Genomic DNA, 19,907 nt, shown 5'->3' with positions numbered 1-19,907 from the left:
CCGTTACGAAGCCGTTACCTAGATCACCGAAAGAAATCCAAACCCCCGCAGGGAGGGCTCCGAACACATGTCAACGGCCGCGACACGGTCCACACAGAACAGGTCCTCCGCATCACGTGGGGGCCGTCTCACGAAGGAGTAATCCCATGCGATCCACCAAGCGTTCCGCCCTCGCCGCATTCGCCCTGCTGGGCACCGCCGCCCTCGGCCTCACCGCCTGCTCGAGCGGAAGCGGCTCGACCACCGCCGCCAGCGACGCGGCGACCGAGATGTCGACCCCGATGGCCACCTCGTCGGCTTCCGCCTCCTCGACCCCCATGGCGACCATGGACCCGGCCGCGAACCTCGTCGGTCCCGGCTGTGCCGCCTACGCCGAGCAGGTCCCGGACGGCGCCGGCTCGGTCGAGGGCATGTCGCTCGACCCCGTCGCGACCGCCGCGTCGAACAACCCGCTGCTCACCACCCTGACCGCTGCGGTCTCCGGTGGCCTCAACCCCGACGTCAACCTCGTCGACACGCTGAACAGCGGCGAGTTCACCGTCTTCGCCCCGGTCGACGACGCGTTCGCCAAGCTCGACGCCGCGACCGTCGACTCCCTCAAGACCCCCGAGGGCGCCGCCACGCTGTCCTCGATCCTGACCTACCACGTCGTCCCCGGCCAGATCGCCCCTGACGCGATCGCTGGCGACCACGCCACCGTCCAGGGCGGCAACCTCACCGTCACCGGTTCCGGCGACGACCTGAAGGTCAACGACGCGTCCGTCATCTGCGGTGGCGTCCAGACCGCCAACGCGACCGTCTACCTCATCGACACCGTGCTGACCCCCCCGGCCAGCTAATTCCCCTCACCGGCTCCGGCCGGTGAACACGCCGAAGGGCGGGCACCTCGCGGTGTCCGCCCTTCGGCGTTCGTGCGTGCGGAAGCCCTCCGCGAAGCCGGGCACTGCAGAGCCGTCCAGCACAGAGCCGCGCAACGCAGCGCCGCCCCACGGGAAGCCGCACAGCGCGGAGCCCTGCGCAGTGCGGAGTCGGAGGGTCACCACGACCCGGCACTCGCCGTCACGCCGCACCACAGCACCCACCACGAACGACACGAGGCGCGGACCCCGATGCAGGGGTCCGCGCCTCGTCGTCGTGCGGTCGGCGGCTACTCGGCCGGGGCGCTGATCTCGCGCAGGACGCGGTCGCCGGGGCGGGCCTCGATCATCTCGGCCTCGATCTCGGCACGGTCGAGCAGCTCCTCCATGCGGCGGCGGCGGTTGCGCGTGATGAGCGTCACGACCGTGCCCGTCTTGCCCGCGCGGCCGGTTCGGCCGGAGCGGTGGAGGTACGTCTTGTACTCGTCGGGAGCGTCGGCCTGGATCACCAGGTCGATGTCGTCGACGTGGATGCCGCGCGCGGCCACATCGGTCGCGACCAGCACGTCGACGCGTCCACTGGTGAGCAGCGCGAGGTTGCGGGTGCGGCGCGACTGGTTGAGGTCGCCGTGGAGGCTCGTCGCGGGGATGTCCGCGTGGTCGAGTTGCTCCGCGAGCTGCTCCGCGAACGCGCGGGTCCGGGCGAAGATCAGCGTCTTGCCCTGGCGGGCGGCGAGCTGCTCGATGATCTCGGCCTTGTCGCGGTGCTCGATCAGGAGCACGCGGTGGTCGATGGTCGAGGACGCCTGGTCCTCGCCGGCGACCTCGTGGACGCTCGGCTCGACCAGGAACTCGTCGACGAGCGTCGCGACGCCCTTGTCGAGCGTGGCCGAGAACAGCAGCCGCTGGCCGCCGTCGGCGGTCTGGCGGAGGATGCGCTGCACCGGCTCGAGGAAGCCGAGGTCGCACATGTGGTCGGCCTCGTCGAGCACCGTGATGGTGATGTTCGAGAGGTCGAGGCGCCCCTGCTCGACGAGGTCCTCGAGGCGGCCCGGCGTCGCGATGACGATGTCGACTCCGCGCTGGAGGGCTCCGACCTGCTTGTACTGGGGGACGCCGCCGTAGATGGTCGTCGTGAACAGGCCGACGGAGCGGGCGATCGGCTGGATCGTCCGGTCGATCTGCATGGCGAGCTCTCGGGTCGGCGCGAGGATGAGCGCGCGCGGAGCGCGGCCCGGCTTGCGGCCCTTCGCTCCGTTGTTCTCCATCAGGCGCTCGACGACGGGGGCGCCGAAGGCGATGGTCTTGCCGGAGCCGGTCTTGCCGCGTCCGAGGACGTCCTTGCCGGCGAGCACCTCGGGGATGGTCGCGGCCTGGATCGGGAACGGCGCGGCCGCTCCGAGCTCGGTCAGCATCCGGACGATGTTCCCGCCCAGGCCGAGGTCGCCGAAGGTGACGCCCTCGACGTCGACGGCGAGCGTGGCCGTCGCCTCGAGGCGCTCGAGCACGACGTCGTCGGCCTGGTGCGGCGCACGGGCGTCGCGGCTGGGGTAGAAGTCCGAGCCGGAGTCGCGGCGCGAGGGCCGGGAGTCGCGGTCGAACGAGCGGGTCGGGCGGTCGCCGCGGTCGTGGCCGCGCGAGGGACGCGCGTCCCGGTCGAAGGAGCGGGCCGGACGGTCGCTGCGGTCGAACGAGCGGGCGGGACGCTCGGTGCGGTCGTAGCCGCGCGAGGGGCGCTCGTCGCGGTCGCCGGTGCGGGCCGGACGGTCATCGCGTCCGTAGGAGCGGGCCGGACGATCGTCGCGGTCGTTCGAGCGGGCCGGACGCGCGTCACGGTCGAAGGAACGGGCCGGACGGTCGCTCCGGTCGAAGGAACGCGCCGGACGCTCATCGCGCCCGTAGGAACGGGCCGGACGATCGTCGCGATCGTTCGAGCGGGCCGGACGCGCGTCACGGTCGAAGGAACGGGCCGGGCGGTCGCTCCGGTCGAAGGAACGCGCCGGACGCTCATCGCGCCCGTAGGAACGCGCCGGACGATCGTCACGGTCGTTCGAGCGGGCCGGACGCGCATCGCGGTCGAAGGAACGGGCCGGACGGTCGCTCCGGTCAAAGGAACGCGCGGGACGCTCATCGCGCCCGTAGGAACGCGCCGGACGATCGTCACGGTCGTTCGAGCGGGCCGGACGCGCATCGCGGTCGAAGCCGCGCGAGGGCCGCTCGTCGCGGTCGTTCCCGCGGGCGGGCCGATCAGCGCGCTCGGTGGCCCGCTCGGCGCGCTCGTCGGCGTTCCAGCGCGCCTTCTTGGGGGCGTTCTCGTCGACGGCGCGGAAGCCGCGGTGGCCCTCGCTGCGCGAGCCCGGCTTGGCGCCGGGGAAGCGCGAGCGGCCGCCGAGCTGGGACTTGCCGCTCGAGGCGCCGAAGCGGTTGGGCTCGAAGTTCTTGGCCGGACGTCCGCCGGCGGGCTTCTTGTTCTTGGGCATGGCAGTTCTTCCTGGGTTCAGGTCGTGCGCGAGGAGGCGACGCCGGAGGAGCCCCGTCGTGAGGGGCGTCCGTGCGCTGGACTGCTGCGGGGCAGCAGGGGGAGAACCCGGGCGAGTCATTGACCGGGGCCGATTCACACATGTGATTCGTCTCACGACGACTGTCGGAGACTCGGCCCACTTGACTAACAAACCCATCCGCACGCGAACGCACGGTGTCAAGAGCCGACCGAGCGAGTCTACACGCGGCCCCGGAGCCTGGCTAGGGCGGGGAGACGTGCGGCCAGGAGCCGCTCAGGTCGGGAGCCGCCCAGGTCGGGAGCCGCTCAGGTCGCGAGCCGCGAAGCCCGGGAGCCGCGCACCTCCGCAACCGGTCCCCCGCGGAGTCGCCCCGCATACAGCCCCCCGGCCCCGAGCCGCAGCACCACCGACGCGCGAGCCCGCGCGCAACGACCGCCCGTCCGCTACTGCGACGCCCGCCGGGCCCGGTACGCGGCCACGTTCGCGCGATTCCCGCAGTTGCCCGTGTCGCAGTAGCGCTTCGAGCGGTTGCGGGAGAAGTCCACGAGCACCGCCTCGCAGTCCTCCGCCGCGCAGACGCGGATCCGCTCGCGCTCGTCGCCGCGGATCACGTCGACGAACGCCATGGCGGCCTCGACCAGGATGCGCGTGGCGAGCGGGCTCTCGTCGCGCGTCGCGTGGAGGTGCCAGCCGTAGGGTCCGTGCCGGACCAGCTGCGGGAGCGCGCGGCCGGAGTCGAGCATCCCGTTGACGACGGGGACGAGGTCCTCCTCGGCCCGCGTGAGCCAGAGGGTGCGGAGGGAGGAGCGGGACGCCCGCACGGCCTCCAGCTCCTCGGCCGATCCGTCGCGGCTGCCCGTGTACCGGTTCTCGAGGAGGAAGTCGTCCAGCTGCTCGATCGTCGCCATCTCGTCCTCGCCGGACGGCGACAGCTCGGGGAGCGTGTTGACGAGGGTGGCGGTGGAGGTGAGCGACGCCTCGACGTCATAGGCGAACACCATGTTGACTCCTGACAGTGCGGCTCAGTAGTGTGCGATCAGCTCGCTGTCACGAGTGTAATCCTTTTGACTCCTGAAGGAGCCGGCCATGACCGCCGAGAGCACTGCTGCCGTCACCCTCCCCGCCGCGAGCGCGCCCGCGCCTGCACGGCGCCTCGGCTCCGGCCTCGTCGCGGCGCTGGCCGCGTCGGCGGCGTTCGGTCTGGGCGGGCCGTTCGTGAAGCCGCTCCTCGAGGCGGGCTGGACGCCGGCGTCCGCGGTCCTCTGGCGCGCAGGCGGCGCCGCCCTGATCCTCGCGATCCCGGCGGTCCTGTCCCTCCGCGGCCGCTGGCCCGTGCTCCGCCGCAACCTCGGCACGATCGCCCTCTACGGAGTCTTCGCCGTGATCGCCGCGCAGCTCTGCTTCTACAGCGCGATCGAGCACATGTCGGTCGGCGTCGCCCTGCTGATCGAGTACCTCGCGCCGGTGTTCCTCGTCCTCCTCGCCTGGGCGCGCACCCGCCGGCACCCCGGCCGCTTCACCCTCGCCGGCTCCGCGCTCGCGCTCGGCGGCCTGGTGCTCGTGCTCGACCTGTCCGGCGAGTCGACCCCCGAGCTGGTCGGCATCGCCTGGGCGCTGACCGCCTCGCTCGGCCTGTGCGTCTACTACGTCATCGCCGGTCGAGTGGATCCGGAGCTGCCGCCGATCGCGCTGACGGCGGGGGCGATGACGGTCGGCGCCGCGATCCTGCTGGCACTCGGGGCGCTCGGCGTCACACCGCTGCGCGCGACGTTCGGAGAGGTGGTGTTCGTCGGAGCGGAGGTCAGCTGGCTCCTCCCCGCGGGCGTGATCCTCGGCATGTCGACGGTGCTGGCGTATCTGCTCGGGATCGAGGGCGGACGCCGTCTCGGCACGCGGATCGCCTCCTTCGTCGGGCTGACGGAGGTGCTGTTCTCGATCGCGGCCGCGTGGCTGATCCTCGGCGAGCTGCCTGCGCCGATCCAGTTCGGCGGCGGCGCGCTGATCCTCGCGGGGGTCGTCCTGGTCCGGCTGCAGCGCGAGCCCGGCACCCCCTGATCGCGGGGGTGCCGCATCCGGGGCGCCGGGCACCCCGTACGCTGATCGCACTCATGCGCGAGCCCACCCGATCCCCGCGACGCGTCGCCGCGGTCCTGGCCGCCCTCGCACTCCTCCTCTCGGGCTGCGCGAGCACCACTCCCGTCTCGGAGCCGGTGGCGCAGGCGCTCGGAGCGGCACCCGCACCCGACTGGTCCGGCGTGAGCGTGACGGCCGACGTCGTCTACGACGCGAGCACCGGGCAGAGCGCCGACGTCTGCTCCTCCCCTGCCCCGTCGGCGGAGCCGCGGCCCGCCGTCCTCGTCGTGCACGGCGGCAGCTGGGCCCGTGGAGGCAAGGCCGACGCGAACTGGCGTCCGATCTGCCAGTGGCTCGGATCGGAGGGGTTCGTCGCCGTCTCGGTCGACTACCGCCTCGCGCCCGCCGCCGTGTTCCCCGCGCAGCTCGACGATGTGACGGCCGCCCTCGACTGGCTGCTCGAGCCGGAGCAGACCGCGCGCTTCGGCATCGATCCGGAGCGGGTGGCGGCCTTCGGCGGCTCGGCCGGCGGCAACCTCGCCTCTCTGCTCGGCACGCTGCCGTCGACCTCGTCGCGCCTGGCCGCCGTGGTCGACCTGAGCGGTCCCTCCGATCTCAGCGCCGCCGGCCTCGCCGACGACGACCCGGTGGTCGGAGTCGCGGCCGCCGTGCGCAGCTACCTCGACTGCGCGGACCTGGCCTCCTGCCCCTCCGCGACCGCCGCCTCGCCCCTCGCGCAGGTGGACGGCTCCGAGCCGCCGTTCCTCATCGCGCACGCGGCGCACGAGCGGGTCGCGCTCAGCCAGTCGACCCGCTTCGCGGAGGCGCTGCGCGGAGCGGGCTCGAGCGTCGACCTCCTCGTCCTCCCCGGCTCGCTGCACTCGATCGCGCTCCTCGACGACGCTCTGCGTGCTCGGGTCGTCGAGTTCCTCCGCGCCCACCTGGGCTCGTGAGCGGAGTCGTCGTCCGCCTCGAGGACGCAGCCGGAGCGGAGGGCCTCCTCGCCGCGGTCCCGCCCCCGCACGCCCGCGTCCTGATCGCCCGGATCGATGGGGCGGCGGCCGGCGTGCTGGTGCTCGCTCCCGGCCCGGACGACTTCGCCGAGGTGCTGGAGCTGGTGGTCGCCTCCGTCCACCGGCGCACGGGAGTCGCCCGACGGCTCGTCGCGGCGGCGGAGTCGTGGGCGCGGGTGCAGCGGATCCGCACGCTGCGCCTGGCCGCCGCTCCGGAGCTCGCCCCGGCGGCCGGGGCGCTCGGCTTCACGGCGATCGACGCCTTCGGAGCCCACGTCGGCGACGACGCGGTGCTCTGCTTCGCGCGTCCGGTCTGAGCAGCGCCCGCTCCGAGGCGTGTGCCGCTCCCGGGAGGCGGCCCCGCCTCGTCCGGCGCGCACCCCCGCCGTCAGTCGATCGAGCAGCCCGGCTCGTCCGACAGCGCCCGCTCGATCCGGGCGCGGTGCTCGTCCGACATCGGCGGCAGCGCGTCGGGCGCGAACCAGCCGACCTCGGTCGACTCGTCGTCCGCGACGTAGGCCTCCCCCGAGATCCAGTGGCAGCGCACCACGTGGTCGAGGTACTGCGAGCGGTCCCCGTTGGGGTACTGCATCGGCGGGAGGGTGTGCACCTGCACGAGGCGCTCGACCTCGATCTCGACGCCCGCCTCCTCCTGCGCCTCGCGGCGGGCGGTCCCGGCGACGGTCTCGCCCGGGTCGATGATCCCGGTGACGGCCGTCCAGGCTCCGGTGTCGGCGCGCCGGACGAGCAGGACCTCGAGCGCCGGCTCCTCGCGGAGGATCACCGCGGTCACGCCGGTGAGCCAGAGCAGCTCGGTCCCGATCCGCTCGCGCAGCCGCAGCACGAAGTCGGGAGTCGCCATCAGTGCGCTTCGGGTCGGAAGTCGAACGCGACGATGCCGGCCGTGTCGACGAACGGCCCGACGAACTCCTTGAACGCGTCGTGCGCCGGATCCCAGTGCGCGGGGTCCTCGACGGCCGGCCGGCCCAGGTAGTAGTGCAGGTCGCCCTCGGAGGAGAAGGTCAGCAGGAACGCGCGGTCGAAGCCCTCGCCCGCGCCCTCGATGCTCAGCTGCGGCCCCGTCTCGATCGACTCGATGTAGGGCCGTCCGTCGCGGACGCACTCGTCGGCCAGGGCGAGGAAGCGGCGGGTGACCTCGTCCGCCTCGGCGACCAGCGCCGTCGGGCGGAAGCGGATCAGGACGAGGTGCCGGAGCGTGCCCGGGCGGAAGTCGCGGGCGACGAAGCGCTCCGGACCGATCTCGTCGAGGACCGCGGTGGCGCGCTCCGGGCCGCTGCGCCAGCGCGAGCCGACCGTCTCGGCCGCATCCCTGATGTCCGTCATGCCGACGCCTTCCCGGCGCGGGCGGCACGCCGCCGCTCACGATACCCCTCGACCAGGTTGTAGACGACGGGCAGGACCACGAGGGTCAGCACCGTCGAGGACACCAGGCCGCCGATCACGACGATCGCCAGCGGCTGCGAGATGAAGCCGCCGTGGCCCGTGATCCCCAGCGCCATCGGCAGCAGGGCGAAGATCGTCGCGAGGGCGGTCATCAGGATGGGCCGGAGCCGCCGCTCGGTGCCGTGCAGCAGCGCCTCCCGCACCGGCATCCCGCGATCGCGGTACTGGTTCACCAGGTCCACGAGCACGATCGCGTTCGTGACGACGATGCCGATCAGCATCAGCACGCCGATCAGGGACGGCACGCCCAGCGGCACGCCGGTGATCACCTGCAGGAGGATCGCGCCGGTCGCCGCGAACGGCACCGACACGAGCAGGAGCAGCGGCTGCAGGAGCGAGCGGAACGTCGCCACCATCACGACGTAGACGATCAGGATCGCGACCAGCAGCGCGATGCCCAGCTGCGAGAACGCGTCGGCCTGGTCGGCGGTCACTCCGCCGAGGGAGGCGTCGACACCGGCCGGAAGCGCCGTCGCGTCGATCGCGTTCTGCACGGCGACGTTGGCCGAGGCGAGGTCGTCGCCCTCCGGGGTGACGGTGATGGTCGCGGTGCGCTGCCCGCGCTCGGTGGTGATGCTCGCCGGACCGTCCGTCTGCTCGACCGCCGCGAGGGTGGAGAGCGCGACGGTGCCGGTGAGGGTCGGCACCTCGAGGTTCCGCAGCTCGTCCACGGTGGCCGGCGGCTGCCCGTCGGCCAGGTAGATCGAGAGGGTGCGGTCGTCGATCACGACGCTGCCGACCTGGCTGGGCTGGAGCGCCTGGCTGACGATCGTGCCCACGGCGACCTCGCTGAGACCCGCCCGGGCCGCGGCGTCGCGGTCGACCCGCACCGCGATGTAGGGCAGCGAGGAGGAGAGGTTGCTCTCGGCCTGGCTGATCCCGTCGGTCCCGCGCAGGGCCTCGAGGAGCTGGTCGCTCGCGCTCTGGAGGTCGCTCTGCGAGGCGGTCGAGAGGTCGACCTCGATGTCCGAGGAGGCGCCGAAGCCGGAGGAGGCGGCGACGCTGATGTCCTCGGCCGAGGCGACGCCCGCCAGCGCGTCGCGGACGTCCGCCTGCACGGCCTCCTGGTCGGCCGACTCGTCGGTGGTGACGGAGTAGCGGATCGAGGTGCCGCCGCCGCCGCCCCCGCCGAACGCGCTCTGCAGGCCGCCGGAGGAGCCGACGGTGAGCTGGACGGTCTCGACGCCGCCGACGCCGAGGATCGCCGTGCTCGCCTGCTGCGCCGTCGCGTCCTGCGCGTCGAGGCTCTGGCCGACGGGGACCGTCTGGGTGACGGTGAAGGTGTCCTGCCCGCTGGAGCCGAGGAAGTTCGTCTTCATCAGCGGGTACAGCGCACCGGTCCCGACGAGCACGAGCAGCGCCAGGAGGACGGTGACGACCGAGTGCTTCAGCGTCCAGTGGATGATCGGGCCGTAGACCGACTGCAGCCCGCGCGCCCGGCGGGGAGCGGCGTGGGCGCCGTGGTGCGGGGCCTCCTCGACCGGCGCCGCGGTGTCGGCCGGGACGCCCGAGGCGGGTGCCCCTCCGGCCGCCGCGCGCTCCTCTGCGAGCGCCGCCTGCGCGGCCTGGCGCACCGCCGGCCGCTTCGAGGGGCGGAGGAACCAGTAGGCGAGCACCGGCACGATCGTCAGCGCCACCACGAGGGAGGCGAGCAGGGCGATCGACACGGTCAGCGCGAAGGGCCGGAACAGCTCGCCCGTGGTGCCGCCGACGAACGAGATCGGCAGGAACACCGCGACCGTGGTGATCGTGGAGGCGGTGATCGCGCCGGCGACCTCGCGGACGGCGACCGCGATGGTCCGGGCCCGGTCCTCACCCGCGTCGAGGTGCCGCTTGATGTTCTCGATCACGACGATGGAGTCGTCGACCACACGGCCGATCGCGATGGTGAGCGCGCCGAGGGTCAGGATGTTGAGGGTGTAGCCGGCCGTCTGCAGGCCGATGAAGGTGATCAGCACCGAGGTCGGGATCGAGATGGCCGTGACCAGGGTCGAGCGCACCGACAGCAGGAACAGCAGGATCACCAGCACGGCGAAGACGAGGCCGAGCGCCCCCTCCTGCGCGAGCGACGCGATCGACTCCTGGATGTAGGGCGCCTGGTCGAAGACCGGGGTGAAGGCGGCGTTGTCGCCGATCGACTCCTCGAGGTCCGGGAGCAGCGCGGCCACGCCGGTCGACACGTCGACGGTGTTCGCCGCGGGGAGCTTGGTGATCGAGAGGGTCAGGGCGGGCTGGCCGTTGACGCGCGAGATCGAGGTGACGGGGGCGTCGGTGACGGCGACGGTCGCGACGGAGCCGAGGGTGGTGACCGTCGGCTCCGCGGTCACGGCCGCGCCTCCCGCCGCCGCTCCGACGTCGGAGCCGCCGACCGAAGCGCCGGAGCCCGCGGAGGCACCCGCGCCCGCTGACGCACCGGCGCCGCCCGCACCCGCGGAGGCACCTGCGGACGGCAGCAGCGGCAGCGCCGCGATCGCGTCGGTCGAGTCGAGCTTGACGCCCGACTGCACCGAGAAGGTCGACCCGTCCTGGGTGATCTGTCCGCCCGCGACGAGCACGCCGTTCTGCTGCAGGGCCGAGCGGATGTCGCCGGTCGAGAGGCCGGCCGCGGCGAGCGCCGCGTCGTCCGGAGTGATCGTGACGCGCTGGGCGGTCTCGCCGACGAGCGCCGCCTCGCGCACGCCCTCGACCTTCTCCAGGTCCGGGATGACCGTGGTGCGCAGGCGCTCGGCCAGCGCGTCCGCGTCGCCGTCGCTCGACACGGCGAGCTGCAGCACCGGCAGGTCGTCGAGGGAGCCGGTGACCACCTGCGGGTCGACGCCGTCCGGGAGCGTGCTCTTGATCCGGTTGATCGCCTGCAGGATCTTCTGCTCGGCGGTGGCGAGGTCGGTGCCGTAGGTGAAGGACGCCGAGATGAGGGAGGAGTCCGTTGAGGACGTCGCGCTGGTCGTCTCGAGCCCCGGCACCCCCTGGATGGCGGTCTCGATCGGCGTCGAGACGTCGTCGTTGACCACCTCCGGAGCGGCGCCCGGGTAGGACGTGACGACGGCGAGCTGCGGGAAGGAGATCGACGGCGCGAGCTCCTGCTTGAGCCCGGTCAGGGCGACTCCGCCGAAGACGGCGATGACGACGGTGACGAGCGCGATGAGCGCCCGGTTCTTCATGCTGAGGACCGCGAGGAGATGCACCCTCCGAGTCTTCCATCAGCCGACTGAGTGTTGGGAGGGACGCGGCGTTCCGGGGCGCGCGACGGGGCGACCGGCGCCACCGGCCGGCCCCGGACGCCCTCAGCCCAGGCGGACCTCAGCCGTCGACGACCCGACGGGGAGGCTCACTGCAGCGCCCGCCCCGGCGCTCGAGAGCGCGAAGTCCCCGGCGAAGGCCCGGACGCCGACGCGCCCCTCGGCGTCCGTCCGGAGCACCGTCGACTCGAGCCACCAGTCCCCGCGGATCCGCGAGCGCAGCGCCTCGTAGGCCGGCTTCGGGCTCCCGTCGCGGCGGAGGAACCCGCCCGGCGCTCCGAGCCAGGCTCCGGCGTCGTCGAAGCCCCAGTAGGTGATCGCCTCGACCGCCGGATGCGCGACCAGCGTCTCGTAGTGCCGCACCATCTCGTCCGCCTGCCGCGCCTCCCCCTCCGGGGTGGTCGGCCAGTCCTCGACCACGTGGTCGTTGAGGTCCTCGATCTCGGCGGGCATCAGCTCGCCCGAGACGAGGGTGGTCTCGGTCCAGTGCAGCGGCAGGCCGAAGCGCGCGAACCTGTCGCAGATCGCCGTGATCTGCTCCTCCCCGCGGAACCCCTGGTGCATGTGCGACTGCAGGCCGATCGCATCGGGCCGGATCCCGGCCTCGAGCACGTCCTCGATCAGCCGCTCGTACTCGGGCCCGAGGTCGAAGTCGTTCAGCACGAGCACCGGTCCGGTGCCGAGGCTGCGCGCCTCCGAGAAGGCCAGCTCGACCATGCCGACGCGTCCCTTCTCGCGGGCGAGGCGGGTGACGGCGTTCGTCACGCCGTCCGGCTCGTTCGCGAAGCGCGGCATGATGACGACCTCGTTGATCGCGTCCCAGGTGTCGATCAGCCCGGCGAAGGCGCCCACCTCCCGGCGGATGCGCGCGCGGAGGAGCTGCTCGGCCTCGTCCAGCGGCAGCGCGTCGAGCCACTCCGGCTTCACGTAGTGCCAGACCAGCGGGTGCCCCTTCAGCCGGACGCCGTCCGCGGCGAGCGCGCGCGCCTCGGCGAGCACCTCCTCCGTCGCGGTGCGGCCGCGCTCCGGCTCGAAGCGGCCCCAGTAGACGGGGAGCGTCGCCGTGTCGAACAGGTCGAGCCAGAGCCGGCGCTCCTCGGCGCGCGCGGGGTCGGTGCTCGGAGGGGTGCAGCCGAAGGCGAAGGCGTGGCGGCGCTGCTCGACCGTCACGTCGGCGTGGGCGAGCGGAGCGCCGTCGGCACCGAGGACGGTGACGAGGGCGTCGGCGAGACGGGGGCTGAAGTCGGTCATGCGGGGCCTCTCAGGCGGGGTGGCGCTCGTCGAGCGCCGTGTACTCGGATCGGGTGAGCGGGAGGACCGCTCCGTGCTTGGTGTCCTCGGGCAGGTCGAACTCCTCCGCGAGCTCCCAGTGGCCCGAGGCCGGGTCGGTGCTCGTGTAGGCGCGGTAGCCGTAGGGGCGGAGGGCGTACTGGTCGACCCAGAGCGACCAGCGCTCCTCGCGGTGGTGCCGGAAGACCAGCGGCCCCTCGATGCTCGGGCCGAGCTCCTGCCCGATCCCCCGGGCGACGGTGGCGAAGTCGTCCGCGAGGAGGGAGGAGCCGACCTGCTGGAACACCTGCATCGTGTCGGGGGCCTCGTCGTGCTGCTTGGCGAAGCGGTGGACGGCCGTGCCCTCGATCAGCAGCGTCATGTCGATCACTCCGCCGGGCAGCCGCAGGTAGGTCTCGGGCTCGGTGAACGTGCGGAAGTCGCGCGTGCGGGACATCAGGATGCGGCTGTCGCCCGTCTCGCCGGTGGCGGGGTCGCCGTCCTCGGCCAGGCCGGAGGACCAGTGCACGAGGAAGTCGCCCGAGACCGGGTCGTAGACCGACTCCGGCGCCCAGGCCATGCCCGCGCCCTCGGGAGCGACGGCGACCGCGCGCGGCTCGGACCACTCGAGGAGGTCCGGGGAGTCCCAGACCACGAGGTCGCGGCTCCCCCGGTGCCGGTAGAGGTCCCAGTCCGGGCCCTCGGGCCGCCAGACGCGGAGATCGGTGGCGACGAGGTGGAAGCCCCGCGGCCCGCGGACGATGTGGGGGTCGCGGACGCCGCCCGTGCCGCCGGTCCACTCCAGCACCGGCCCGAGCGCCCGCCAGCGCAGCGGATCGTCGCCCCGGCTGAGCGAGAGGAAGATCTTCTCGCTGTGGCCGGTCCGGTCCTCCACGAAGTGGACCAGCAGGTAGCCGTACCCGTCGCTCATGAGAGAACGATCTCACACGCCCGGCGGGCACTCCACCTCAGACCACGTCGGCGAGGTACCCCGGGTCGGCCGCCGGGTGCCGGGCGACCTGCGCCCACGCCGTCGCGAGCGCCTCCACGGCCCGGTCGGTCGCCTCGGGCGAGTAGCCGATCGGGATGCGGAGGAAGCGCTCGAAGGCGCCGTCGATCCCGAAGCGCGGGCCCGCGGTGATCAGCAGGCCCGCCGTCCGGGCGGCGAGCGCGAGCTGCGAGCTCGCCGGCCGGCCCAGGCCCACCCAGGTGGAGAGGCCGCCCGAGACCCGCGGCACGCTCCACTCCGGGATCGCGCGCGCCAGGGCCGCCTCGAGGTGGTCGCGGCCGGCGCGCAGCTGCGAGCGCCGCAGCTCCAGCACGCCGTCCATCCGGCCGAGCATGTCCGCGACCAGGAGCTGCTCCAGGATCGGCGTGCCGAGGTCGCTCGCCGAGCGCGCCAGCGCCAGCTTGCGGATCACCGCCCGCTCGGCGCGGATCCAGCCGATCCGGATGCCGCCCCACAGTGTCTTGCCGACGGAGCCGATCGAGAGCACCGTCCCCTCGGGCCCGTAGGCGGCGAACGGCAGCGGCGACATCCGCCGGTCGATGTCGAGCTCGGCCGTCGTCTCGTCGGCGATGATCAGGGTCCCCTGCCGGGCCGCGGCGGCGATCGCCCGCTCCCGCAGCTCGGGGGCCATGGAGCGGCCGGTCGGGTTGTGGAAGTCGGGCATCAGGTAGGCCAGGCTCGGGCTCGTGCCGCGCAGCGCGGCGATCAGGCCCTCTCCGTCCCAGCCGTCCGCCCCGTCGACGTTCACCGGCACGAGCCGCGCGCCGGCCAGCCGGAGGGCCTCGTAGGCGTGCGGGTAGGTCGGGGCCTCGATCAGCGCCCGGTCACCCCTCGCGAGCAGGGTGCGGGCGACGAGCGCGATCGCGTGCTGCGCGCCGATGGTCACCATGATCTGGCCGGGCTCGGTGCGCAGACCCCGCGCGGTGTAGCGCTCGGCGATCGCGCGGCGCAGCACCGGCAGGCCGACGGTGTCGTAGGAGCCGGAGTCGAAGTGCTCGGGGGCCGCCTGCGCCGCGCGGGTGTACGCCTCGGCCAGCTCGGGGACGGCGGGCAGGGCCGCCTTGGTGAAGTCGAGGAAGTCCGGCGCGAGCGAGGGCACCGCGTGCACGGCCGCTCCCGGCAGGCGGGTGACGCTGCCGGAGCCGCGCACGCTGACGAGGTAGCCGCTGTCGCGCAGCTCGCGGTACGCGGCGGCCACGGTCGTGCGGCTGACGCCGAGGCGGGCCGAGAGCTCGCGCTCGGCGGGCAGGCGGCTGCCCGCGGGGATGCGGCCGTCGATCCCGAGGAGGCGGATCCGATCGGCCAGCGCGAGGTAGGCGGGCCGGGTGCCGCGCTGCTCGCGCCAGTCGCCGAGGAGGGTCTGCAGGGCGCGCGCGCCGAAGTGGACATCAGCCATGCGTCCAAGGTAGCCGGATTGGACCGCGCGAAGAAGGCCAATGTCGCGCTGTGATGAGTCCATGACCCTCACCGCTCCCGTTGCCGCCGCCGCTCCCCCAGCGGGCCAGTGGCGCCTCCGACCCGTGCCGCGCCTGCTGGTGGGCCTGATCCTCTACGGATTCGCCGACGCGATGATGATCCGCGCGGCGATCGGCGTGGACCCGTGGACCGTCTTCGCCCAGGGGGTCGCGCACCAGACCGGGCTCGGGATCGGACTGCTCACGAACGTGATCGGCCTGCTCGTCCTGCTGCTGTGGATCCCCCTCCGACAGCGGCCCGGTCTCGGCACCGTGCTGAACGTGCTCGTGGTCGGCACGATGATCGACGTCGGGCTGCGCGTGCTGGCGACGCCGGACGAGTGGTGGGCCCGCGGCCTGCTCTTCGCCGGAGGCCTCGTGCTTCTGGCGGTCGCGAGCGGGATCTACATCGGCGCCCACCTCGGTCCGGGGCCCCGCGACGGACTGATGCTGGGCCTGCACACCCGCACGGGCCTGCCGATCTGGGTGGCGCGCTCGGGCGTCGAGCTCACGGTGCTGCTCATCGGCTGGGCCCTCGGCGGCGACGCCGGCCTCGGCACCCTCCTCTTCGCGGTGCTGATCGGGCCGCTCTGCTCGGTGACCCTGCCTCTGCTCGGGGTGCGGAGGCACTGACCCGCGGACGACGGAGGCCCCGCCTCCCGGACCGGTTCCGGGAGGCGGGGCCTTCGCGATCGGATCGGCTAGCGCTTGGCCGCGATCTCCGCACGCATCCGCGACGCCTCGTCGGAGTCCTGGATCGAGGCGATCCCCTCGGTGATCGAGGTGCCCGACGCGGGGGCCTCGTGCTCGTCCGCTCCGAGCGTGGTCTCGTCGAAGGGCGAGCGCCCGCCGAGGACCTCGCGGACCTGCACCATGTCGATCTGCTTGGTCCAGGTGCCCACGAGAAGGGTGGCGACCGCGTTGCCGGTGAAGTTGGTGACCGCGCGGGCCTCGGACATGAAGCGGTCGATGCCGACGATCACGCCGACGCCGTTGACCAGGTCGGGACGGAAGGACTGGAGGCCGCCGGCCAGCGTGGCCAGGCCCGCTCCGGTGACGCCCGCGGCGCCCTTCGAGGCGATCATCATGAAGAGGAGGAGGCCGATCTGCTCCGGGATCGACATCGGCGCTCCGGTGGCCGAGGCGATGAACAGCGACGCCATCGTGAGGTAGATCGCCGTGCCGTCGAGGTTGAAGGAGTAGCCGGTGGGCACGGTGATGCCGACGACGGGCTTGGAGACGCCGAGGTGCTCCATCTTCGCGATCAGGCGGGGCAGCGCCGCCTCCGAGGAGGAGGTGCCGACGATGAGCAGGTACTCGCGGGCCAGGTACTTCATCAGCGAGAAGATGCTGACGCCGGTCACCAGGCGCAGCAGCAGGCCGAGGACGACGACCACGAAGATCGCGCAGGTGATGTAGAAGCCGATCATCAGGGTGGCGAGAGCGACGACCGCTCCCCAGCCGGTCTTGCCGACGACCGCGGCGATGGCGCCGAACGCGCCGATCGGGGCGACCCAGAGCACCATCGAGAGGATGCGGAAGACCAGGACCTGGAGCTGCTTGATCGCTCCGAGGATCGGCTGGCCCTTGGCGCCCATCTTCTGCAGCGCGAAGCCGACGAGCAGCGCGACGAAGAGGGTCTGCAGGATGCTGCCGTCCACGAGCGAGGAGAACAGCGAGACGGGGATGATCCCGAGGACGAAGTCGCTGGTGCTCTCGGCCTTGAGGTCGCTGGTGTCGTAGGTGGCGCTCGAGATGTCGAGGCCCTCGCCCGGGTGCAGGATGTTGCCGACGACGAGGCCGATCGCCAGGGCGAAGGTCGACATCACGATGAAGTAGCCCAGCGCGAGTCCGCCGACCTTGCCGACCGTGGCGGCCTTCGCGATGGAGCCGATGCCGATGACGATGGTGCAGAAGATGATCGGCGCGATCATCATCTTGATCAGTCCGACGAAGGCCTTGCCGACGGGCTCGAGCGTCGCCGCGAAGGCGGGAGCGACGAGTCCGACCACGACGCCGGCGACCACGGCGATGATGACGGCGATGTAGAGCCAGTGGTTCCGGTCGATGCGCCGCCGGGTCTTCGGAGGGGTGACCGCGGGGATCAGCCGGTCGGACGGCGTCTGAGGCGTCTTCGCCATGGGGGTGTCCTTCTCTTCGTCGAGGTGAGGGGGTAGGACGATGGTGGCCCCGCCTCCGGAGCCCGGCACGGTTGCGTTCATACTGTTCACGGCGGGGCGCCCCGAGCGCTCGCTCACGAGGGAGTGGCATGGTCAGGACGCCGAGCGCACGCGGACCGCGCGGCAGCATCGCCGCGCGCCTGTTCGCCGTGCAGCTGCTGAGCATCCTGCTGATCGCCGCGGCGGCCGTCGCGGTGCTGGCCCTCGACGCGCGGAGCCGGGCGGGCGACGAGGCCGCCCAGCGGAGCCTCGTCGTGGCGCGGACGGTGGCCGACAATCCGTTCGTCCTCGAGTCGACGGCCGGCGCGGATCCCTCCGCGAGCCTGCAGCCGTACGCCGAGGAGGTCATGCGGGACACCGGCGTCGACTTCCTCACGATCATGGCCCCCGACCGCACCCGGTACACCCACCGCGACCGCGACCGGATCGGCCTGCCGTTCCAGGGCACGATCGAGCCCGCGCTGGAGGGGCGGACCTTCACCGAGACGTACACCGGCACGCTCGGGCCCTCCGTCCGCGCCGTCGCGCCGATCGAGGACGCCGACGGCGCGGTCGTCGCGCTCGTGTCGGCGGGCGTCACGCTCTCGGCTGTGGACGCCTCCTTCGCCGCCCGCGTGCAGGTCGTCGCGTGGGGCGCGCTCGGTGCGGTCGCGCTCGCAGACCCACGAGTTCTCGAACCGCCTGCACACCATCGCGTCGCTGATCGAGCTCGGCCGGCCCGACGAGGCGCTCGCGTTCGCCGCCGGCGAGCTGAACCTCAGCCAGCGCCTGGCCGACCGGGTCCTCGGCTCCGTGCAGGAGCCGGTGATCGCCGCCCTGCTGCTGGGCAAGGCCGCACAGGCCCGCGAGCGCGGCGTCGAGCTGCACTTCGAGACGCACCTCGAGCCCGGCACGCAGGGGCTGGAGCCCGGGGACCTCGTGACGGTGCTGGGCAACCTGATCGACAACGCCCTCGACGCGGCCGCCTCCTCCGCTCCGGACCGCGAGCCGTGGGTGGAGGTCTACCTCGGCCTCGCGGAGGGCGAGCTGGTGGTGCAGGTGTCGGACAGCGGCCCCGGAGTCGCGAGCGCCGCCGACGTCTTCGCGCGCGGCTACTCGACGAAGGAGTCGGACGGCTTCGGCCGCGGCATCGGCCTGGCGCTGGTGCAGCAGGTGGTGGAGCGGCTCGGCGGCTCGATCGAGGTCTCGCGCCACGTCGGCGCGGTGTTCACGGTGCAGCTGCCGCTGCCCGCGCGGGTGGCGTCGTGATCCGGGTGCTCGTCGTCGAGGACGAGCCGCTGACCGCGAGCGCCCACGCCGACTACGTCCGACGGGTCGACGGCTTCGAGGTGGCCGCGATCGCTGGCAGCGGGGCGGAGGCGATCCGGGCGCTGCGCGCGGACCCGGGCATCGCGCTGATCCTGCTCGACATGAACCTGCCGGACATGGGCGGCCTCGACCTCTGCCGGGCCGTCCGGGCGGCGGGCCTGGACGTCGACGTCATCGCGATCACCGCCGTCCGCGACGCCGCGAACGTGCGCGCCTCCGTCGCCGCCGGCATCGTGCAGTACCTGATCAAGCCGTTCGTCTTCAGCGCGTTCGCCGCCAAGCTCGCCAGCTACCGGTCGTACCGCGAGCGGATGCACGGCGCCGACGTCGCCAGCCAGCACGAGGTGGACGGGGCCTTCGCGGCGCTCCGCACCTCCAACGCCCCGGGTCTGGCCAAGGGGCTCTCGGCCCAGACCCTCGAGGCCGTCACCGCACTCCTGGGCCCCGTCGGCCTCTCGGCGGCCGAGCTCGCCACCCGCCTCGACATCTCGCGGGTGACGGCCCGCCGCTACCTCGAGCACCTCGCCGACTCCGGAGTGGCGGACCGCGCGCCCCGCTACGGCTCCCCCGGCCGCCCGGAGCTGGAGTACCGCCGCCGCTGAGCGCGCGTCAGGCGGCCTGCAGCGCGTCGGCGATCTCCTCCTCGATCAGGTCGTGGTTGATCGCCGCGCCCACGCGCAGCCCGTCGGCGGACGAGGCGACGACCTGAGCCATCGGCTCGACCAGCGAGCCCGCGGCGAAGACCCCGGCGACGCCGGTCCGGCCCATCGGATCGACGGCGAGGTGCCGCGCGACTCCCGACGGGTGGTCGGCGAGCTCGAGGCCGAGCCCCTCGGGGAGCCGCCCCTCGACCCGCGGGCCGACGACGAGCGCGTCGAGCTCGTGCCGCCGACCGTCGATCACCACGCCGACCAGGCGGTCGTCCTCGACGAGGACCCTCTCGACGCGGCCGGGCACGAGAGCGATCCCGCGGGCGGCCAGCGCCGCCGCCTCGTCGCCGGCGGGCGCGGGTGCGCCGTGGAGCAGGATCGACGTCCGGTCGCTGAGCTGTCGGAACATCTGCGCCTGGTGCCCGGCGAACGAGCTGCCGAGCACGCCGATCCGCCGGCCGCGCACCTCGAAGCCGTGGCAGTAGGGGCAGTGCAGGACGTCCCGTCCCCAGCGGGCGCCGAGCCCGGGGATCTCCGGCAGCAGGTCGCGGACGCCGGTCGCGAGCAGGAGGCGGCGCGCGCGGAGGACCGTGCCGTCGGCGAGGGTCGCGGTCACGCCCTCGGCACCCGCGGAGGCGCGGACCGCCTCGCCCTCGACCACCCGGGCTCCGTAGCCCTCGGCCTCGGCGCGCGCCAGGCGCACCAGCTCCGTGGGCGGCACGCCGTCGCGGGTCAGCACGTTGTGAGCACCGGGCGAGGGTGCGTTGCGCGGAGGTCCGCCGTCGACGACGAGGACGTCGCGGAGACTGCGGCCGAGGGCGGTGGCGGCGGCGAGGCCGGCGTCGCCGCCGAGGGCCCAGCCGATGAGCAGCACCGTGAGCTCGACGCCC

Annotated in this window: 17 protein-coding genes and 1 pseudogene; 8 read left to right on the top strand and 10 right to left on the bottom strand. The window is 73.3% G+C overall.

Going from position 1 to position 19,907, the window contains the following annotated elements; all coding sequences use genetic code 11:
- Window positions 1-146: 146 nt before the first annotated feature.
- Window positions 147-839, top strand: a complete 693-nt coding sequence (locus C5C10_RS12565; protein WP_104223824.1) for a fasciclin domain-containing protein — start codon at window positions 147-149, stop codon at window positions 837-839.
- Window positions 840-1,147: 308 nt separating this feature from the next.
- Here C5C10_RS12565 and C5C10_RS12555 read toward each other — a convergent pair whose 3' ends face one another.
- Together C5C10_RS12555 and C5C10_RS12550 are read right to left on the bottom strand one after the other, a co-directional pair.
- Window positions 1,148-3,337, bottom strand: a complete 2,190-nt coding sequence (locus tag C5C10_RS12555) for a DEAD/DEAH box helicase (protein WP_104329377.1) — start codon at window positions 3,335-3,337, stop codon at window positions 1,148-1,150.
- A gap of 464 nt (window positions 3,338-3,801) precedes the next feature.
- The gene (locus C5C10_RS12550) at window positions 3,802-4,359 is read right to left on the bottom strand and encodes a CGNR zinc finger domain-containing protein (protein WP_104329376.1); all 558 of its coding nucleotides are present in this window, start codon (window positions 4,357-4,359) and stop codon (window positions 3,802-3,804) included.
- Window positions 4,360-4,444: 85 nt separating this feature from the next.
- Here C5C10_RS12550 and C5C10_RS12545 point away from each other — a divergent pair, with 85 nt between their 5' ends.
- From C5C10_RS12545 to C5C10_RS12535, 3 genes are read left to right on the top strand one after another with little or no spacing between them, the layout of a single operon-like run.
- Window positions 4,445-5,413, top strand: coding sequence for a DMT family transporter (locus C5C10_RS12545; RefSeq protein ID WP_104257663.1), 969 nt, complete (start codon window positions 4,445-4,447; stop codon window positions 5,411-5,413).
- Window positions 5,414-5,466: 53 nt separating this feature from the next.
- The gene (locus tag C5C10_RS12540; RefSeq protein WP_104329375.1) at window positions 5,467-6,384 is read left to right on the top strand and encodes an alpha/beta hydrolase; all 918 of its coding nucleotides are present in this window, start codon (window positions 5,467-5,469) and stop codon (window positions 6,382-6,384) included.
- On the top strand, window positions 6,381-6,761 hold the full coding sequence (locus tag C5C10_RS12535) for a GNAT family N-acetyltransferase (RefSeq protein ID WP_104329374.1): 381 nt from the start codon (window positions 6,381-6,383) through the stop codon (window positions 6,759-6,761). The genes C5C10_RS12540 and C5C10_RS12535 overlap by 4 nt, the downstream gene beginning before the upstream one ends.
- A 71-nt stretch (window positions 6,762-6,832) precedes the next feature.
- On the opposite strand, the gene C5C10_RS12530 is transcribed toward C5C10_RS12535, so the two are convergent.
- From C5C10_RS12530 to C5C10_RS12505, 6 genes are all read right to left on the bottom strand, one after another.
- Window positions 6,833-7,306 (bottom strand): NUDIX domain-containing protein, encoded by a 474-nt coding sequence (locus C5C10_RS12530; protein ID WP_104329373.1) that lies wholly within the window; start codon window positions 7,304-7,306, stop codon window positions 6,833-6,835.
- Window positions 7,306-7,788, bottom strand: coding sequence for a Dabb family protein (locus tag C5C10_RS12525; RefSeq protein ID WP_104223816.1), 483 nt, complete (start codon window positions 7,786-7,788; stop codon window positions 7,306-7,308). The genes C5C10_RS12530 and C5C10_RS12525 overlap by 1 nt, the downstream gene beginning before the upstream one ends.
- Window positions 7,785-11,093 carry an efflux RND transporter permease subunit gene (locus C5C10_RS12520; RefSeq protein ID WP_104329372.1) on the bottom strand — a complete coding sequence of 1,103 codons (3,309 nt, stop codon included), beginning with the start codon at window positions 11,091-11,093 and terminating at the stop codon, window positions 7,785-7,787. The genes C5C10_RS12525 and C5C10_RS12520 overlap by 4 nt, the downstream gene beginning before the upstream one ends.
- Before the next feature lie 99 nt (window positions 11,094-11,192).
- On the bottom strand, window positions 11,193-12,398 hold the full coding sequence (locus tag C5C10_RS12515; RefSeq protein ID WP_104329371.1) for an endo-1,4-beta-xylanase: 1,206 nt from the start codon (window positions 12,396-12,398) through the stop codon (window positions 11,193-11,195).
- Window positions 12,399-12,408: 10 nt separating this feature from the next.
- On the bottom strand, window positions 12,409-13,347 hold the full coding sequence (locus C5C10_RS12510) for a glycoside hydrolase family 43 protein (protein ID WP_104329370.1): 939 nt from the start codon (window positions 13,345-13,347) through the stop codon (window positions 12,409-12,411).
- A 37-nt stretch (window positions 13,348-13,384) separates the two neighbouring features.
- Window positions 13,385-14,821 (bottom strand): PLP-dependent aminotransferase family protein, encoded by a 1,437-nt coding sequence (locus C5C10_RS12505; RefSeq protein WP_104237649.1) that lies wholly within the window; start codon window positions 14,819-14,821, stop codon window positions 13,385-13,387.
- 61 nt (window positions 14,822-14,882) lie between these two features.
- Here C5C10_RS12505 and C5C10_RS12500 point away from each other — a divergent pair, with 61 nt between their 5' ends.
- Entirely contained in the window at window positions 14,883-15,512 is a 630-nt protein-coding gene (locus C5C10_RS12500) for a YitT family protein (RefSeq protein WP_374952930.1), read from the top strand.
- Between the two features lie 68 nt (window positions 15,513-15,580).
- On the opposite strand, the gene C5C10_RS12495 is transcribed toward C5C10_RS12500, so the two are convergent.
- Entirely contained in the window at window positions 15,581-17,020 is a 1,440-nt protein-coding gene (locus C5C10_RS12495) for a cation:dicarboxylate symporter family transporter (RefSeq protein ID WP_104223811.1), read from the bottom strand.
- A 128-nt stretch (window positions 17,021-17,148) separates the two neighbouring features.
- On the opposite strand from C5C10_RS12495, the pseudogene C5C10_RS18370 reads away from it, so the two are divergent.
- The 3 genes and pseudogenes from C5C10_RS18370 to C5C10_RS12485 all read left to right on the top strand — a co-directional run.
- Window positions 17,149-17,610 (top strand): annotated as a pseudogene (locus C5C10_RS18370) (histidine kinase); the annotation flags it as partial.
- Window positions 17,611-17,701: 91 nt separating this feature from the next.
- Window positions 17,702-18,307, top strand: a complete 606-nt coding sequence (locus C5C10_RS18365; RefSeq protein WP_308471663.1) for an ATP-binding protein — start codon at window positions 17,702-17,704, stop codon at window positions 18,305-18,307.
- Entirely contained in the window at window positions 18,304-18,969 is a 666-nt protein-coding gene (locus tag C5C10_RS12485) for a response regulator (RefSeq protein WP_104329369.1), read from the top strand. Before C5C10_RS18365 ends, C5C10_RS12485 begins: the two co-directional genes overlap by 4 nt.
- A gap of 7 nt (window positions 18,970-18,976) precedes the next feature.
- Here C5C10_RS12485 and C5C10_RS12480 read toward each other — a convergent pair.
- On the bottom strand, window positions 18,977-19,907 hold a 931-nt coding region (locus C5C10_RS12480), incomplete at its 5' end, for an NAD(P)/FAD-dependent oxidoreductase (protein ID WP_104329368.1).

It is taken from the genome of Rathayibacter sp. AY1A3 (genome assembly GCF_002930975.1).
Lineage (GTDB): Bacteria > Actinomycetota > Actinomycetes > Actinomycetales > Microbacteriaceae > Rathayibacter.
The sequence above is the reverse complement of the archived record's forward strand: the minus strand, read 5'-3'. Positions and strand labels throughout refer to the sequence as shown.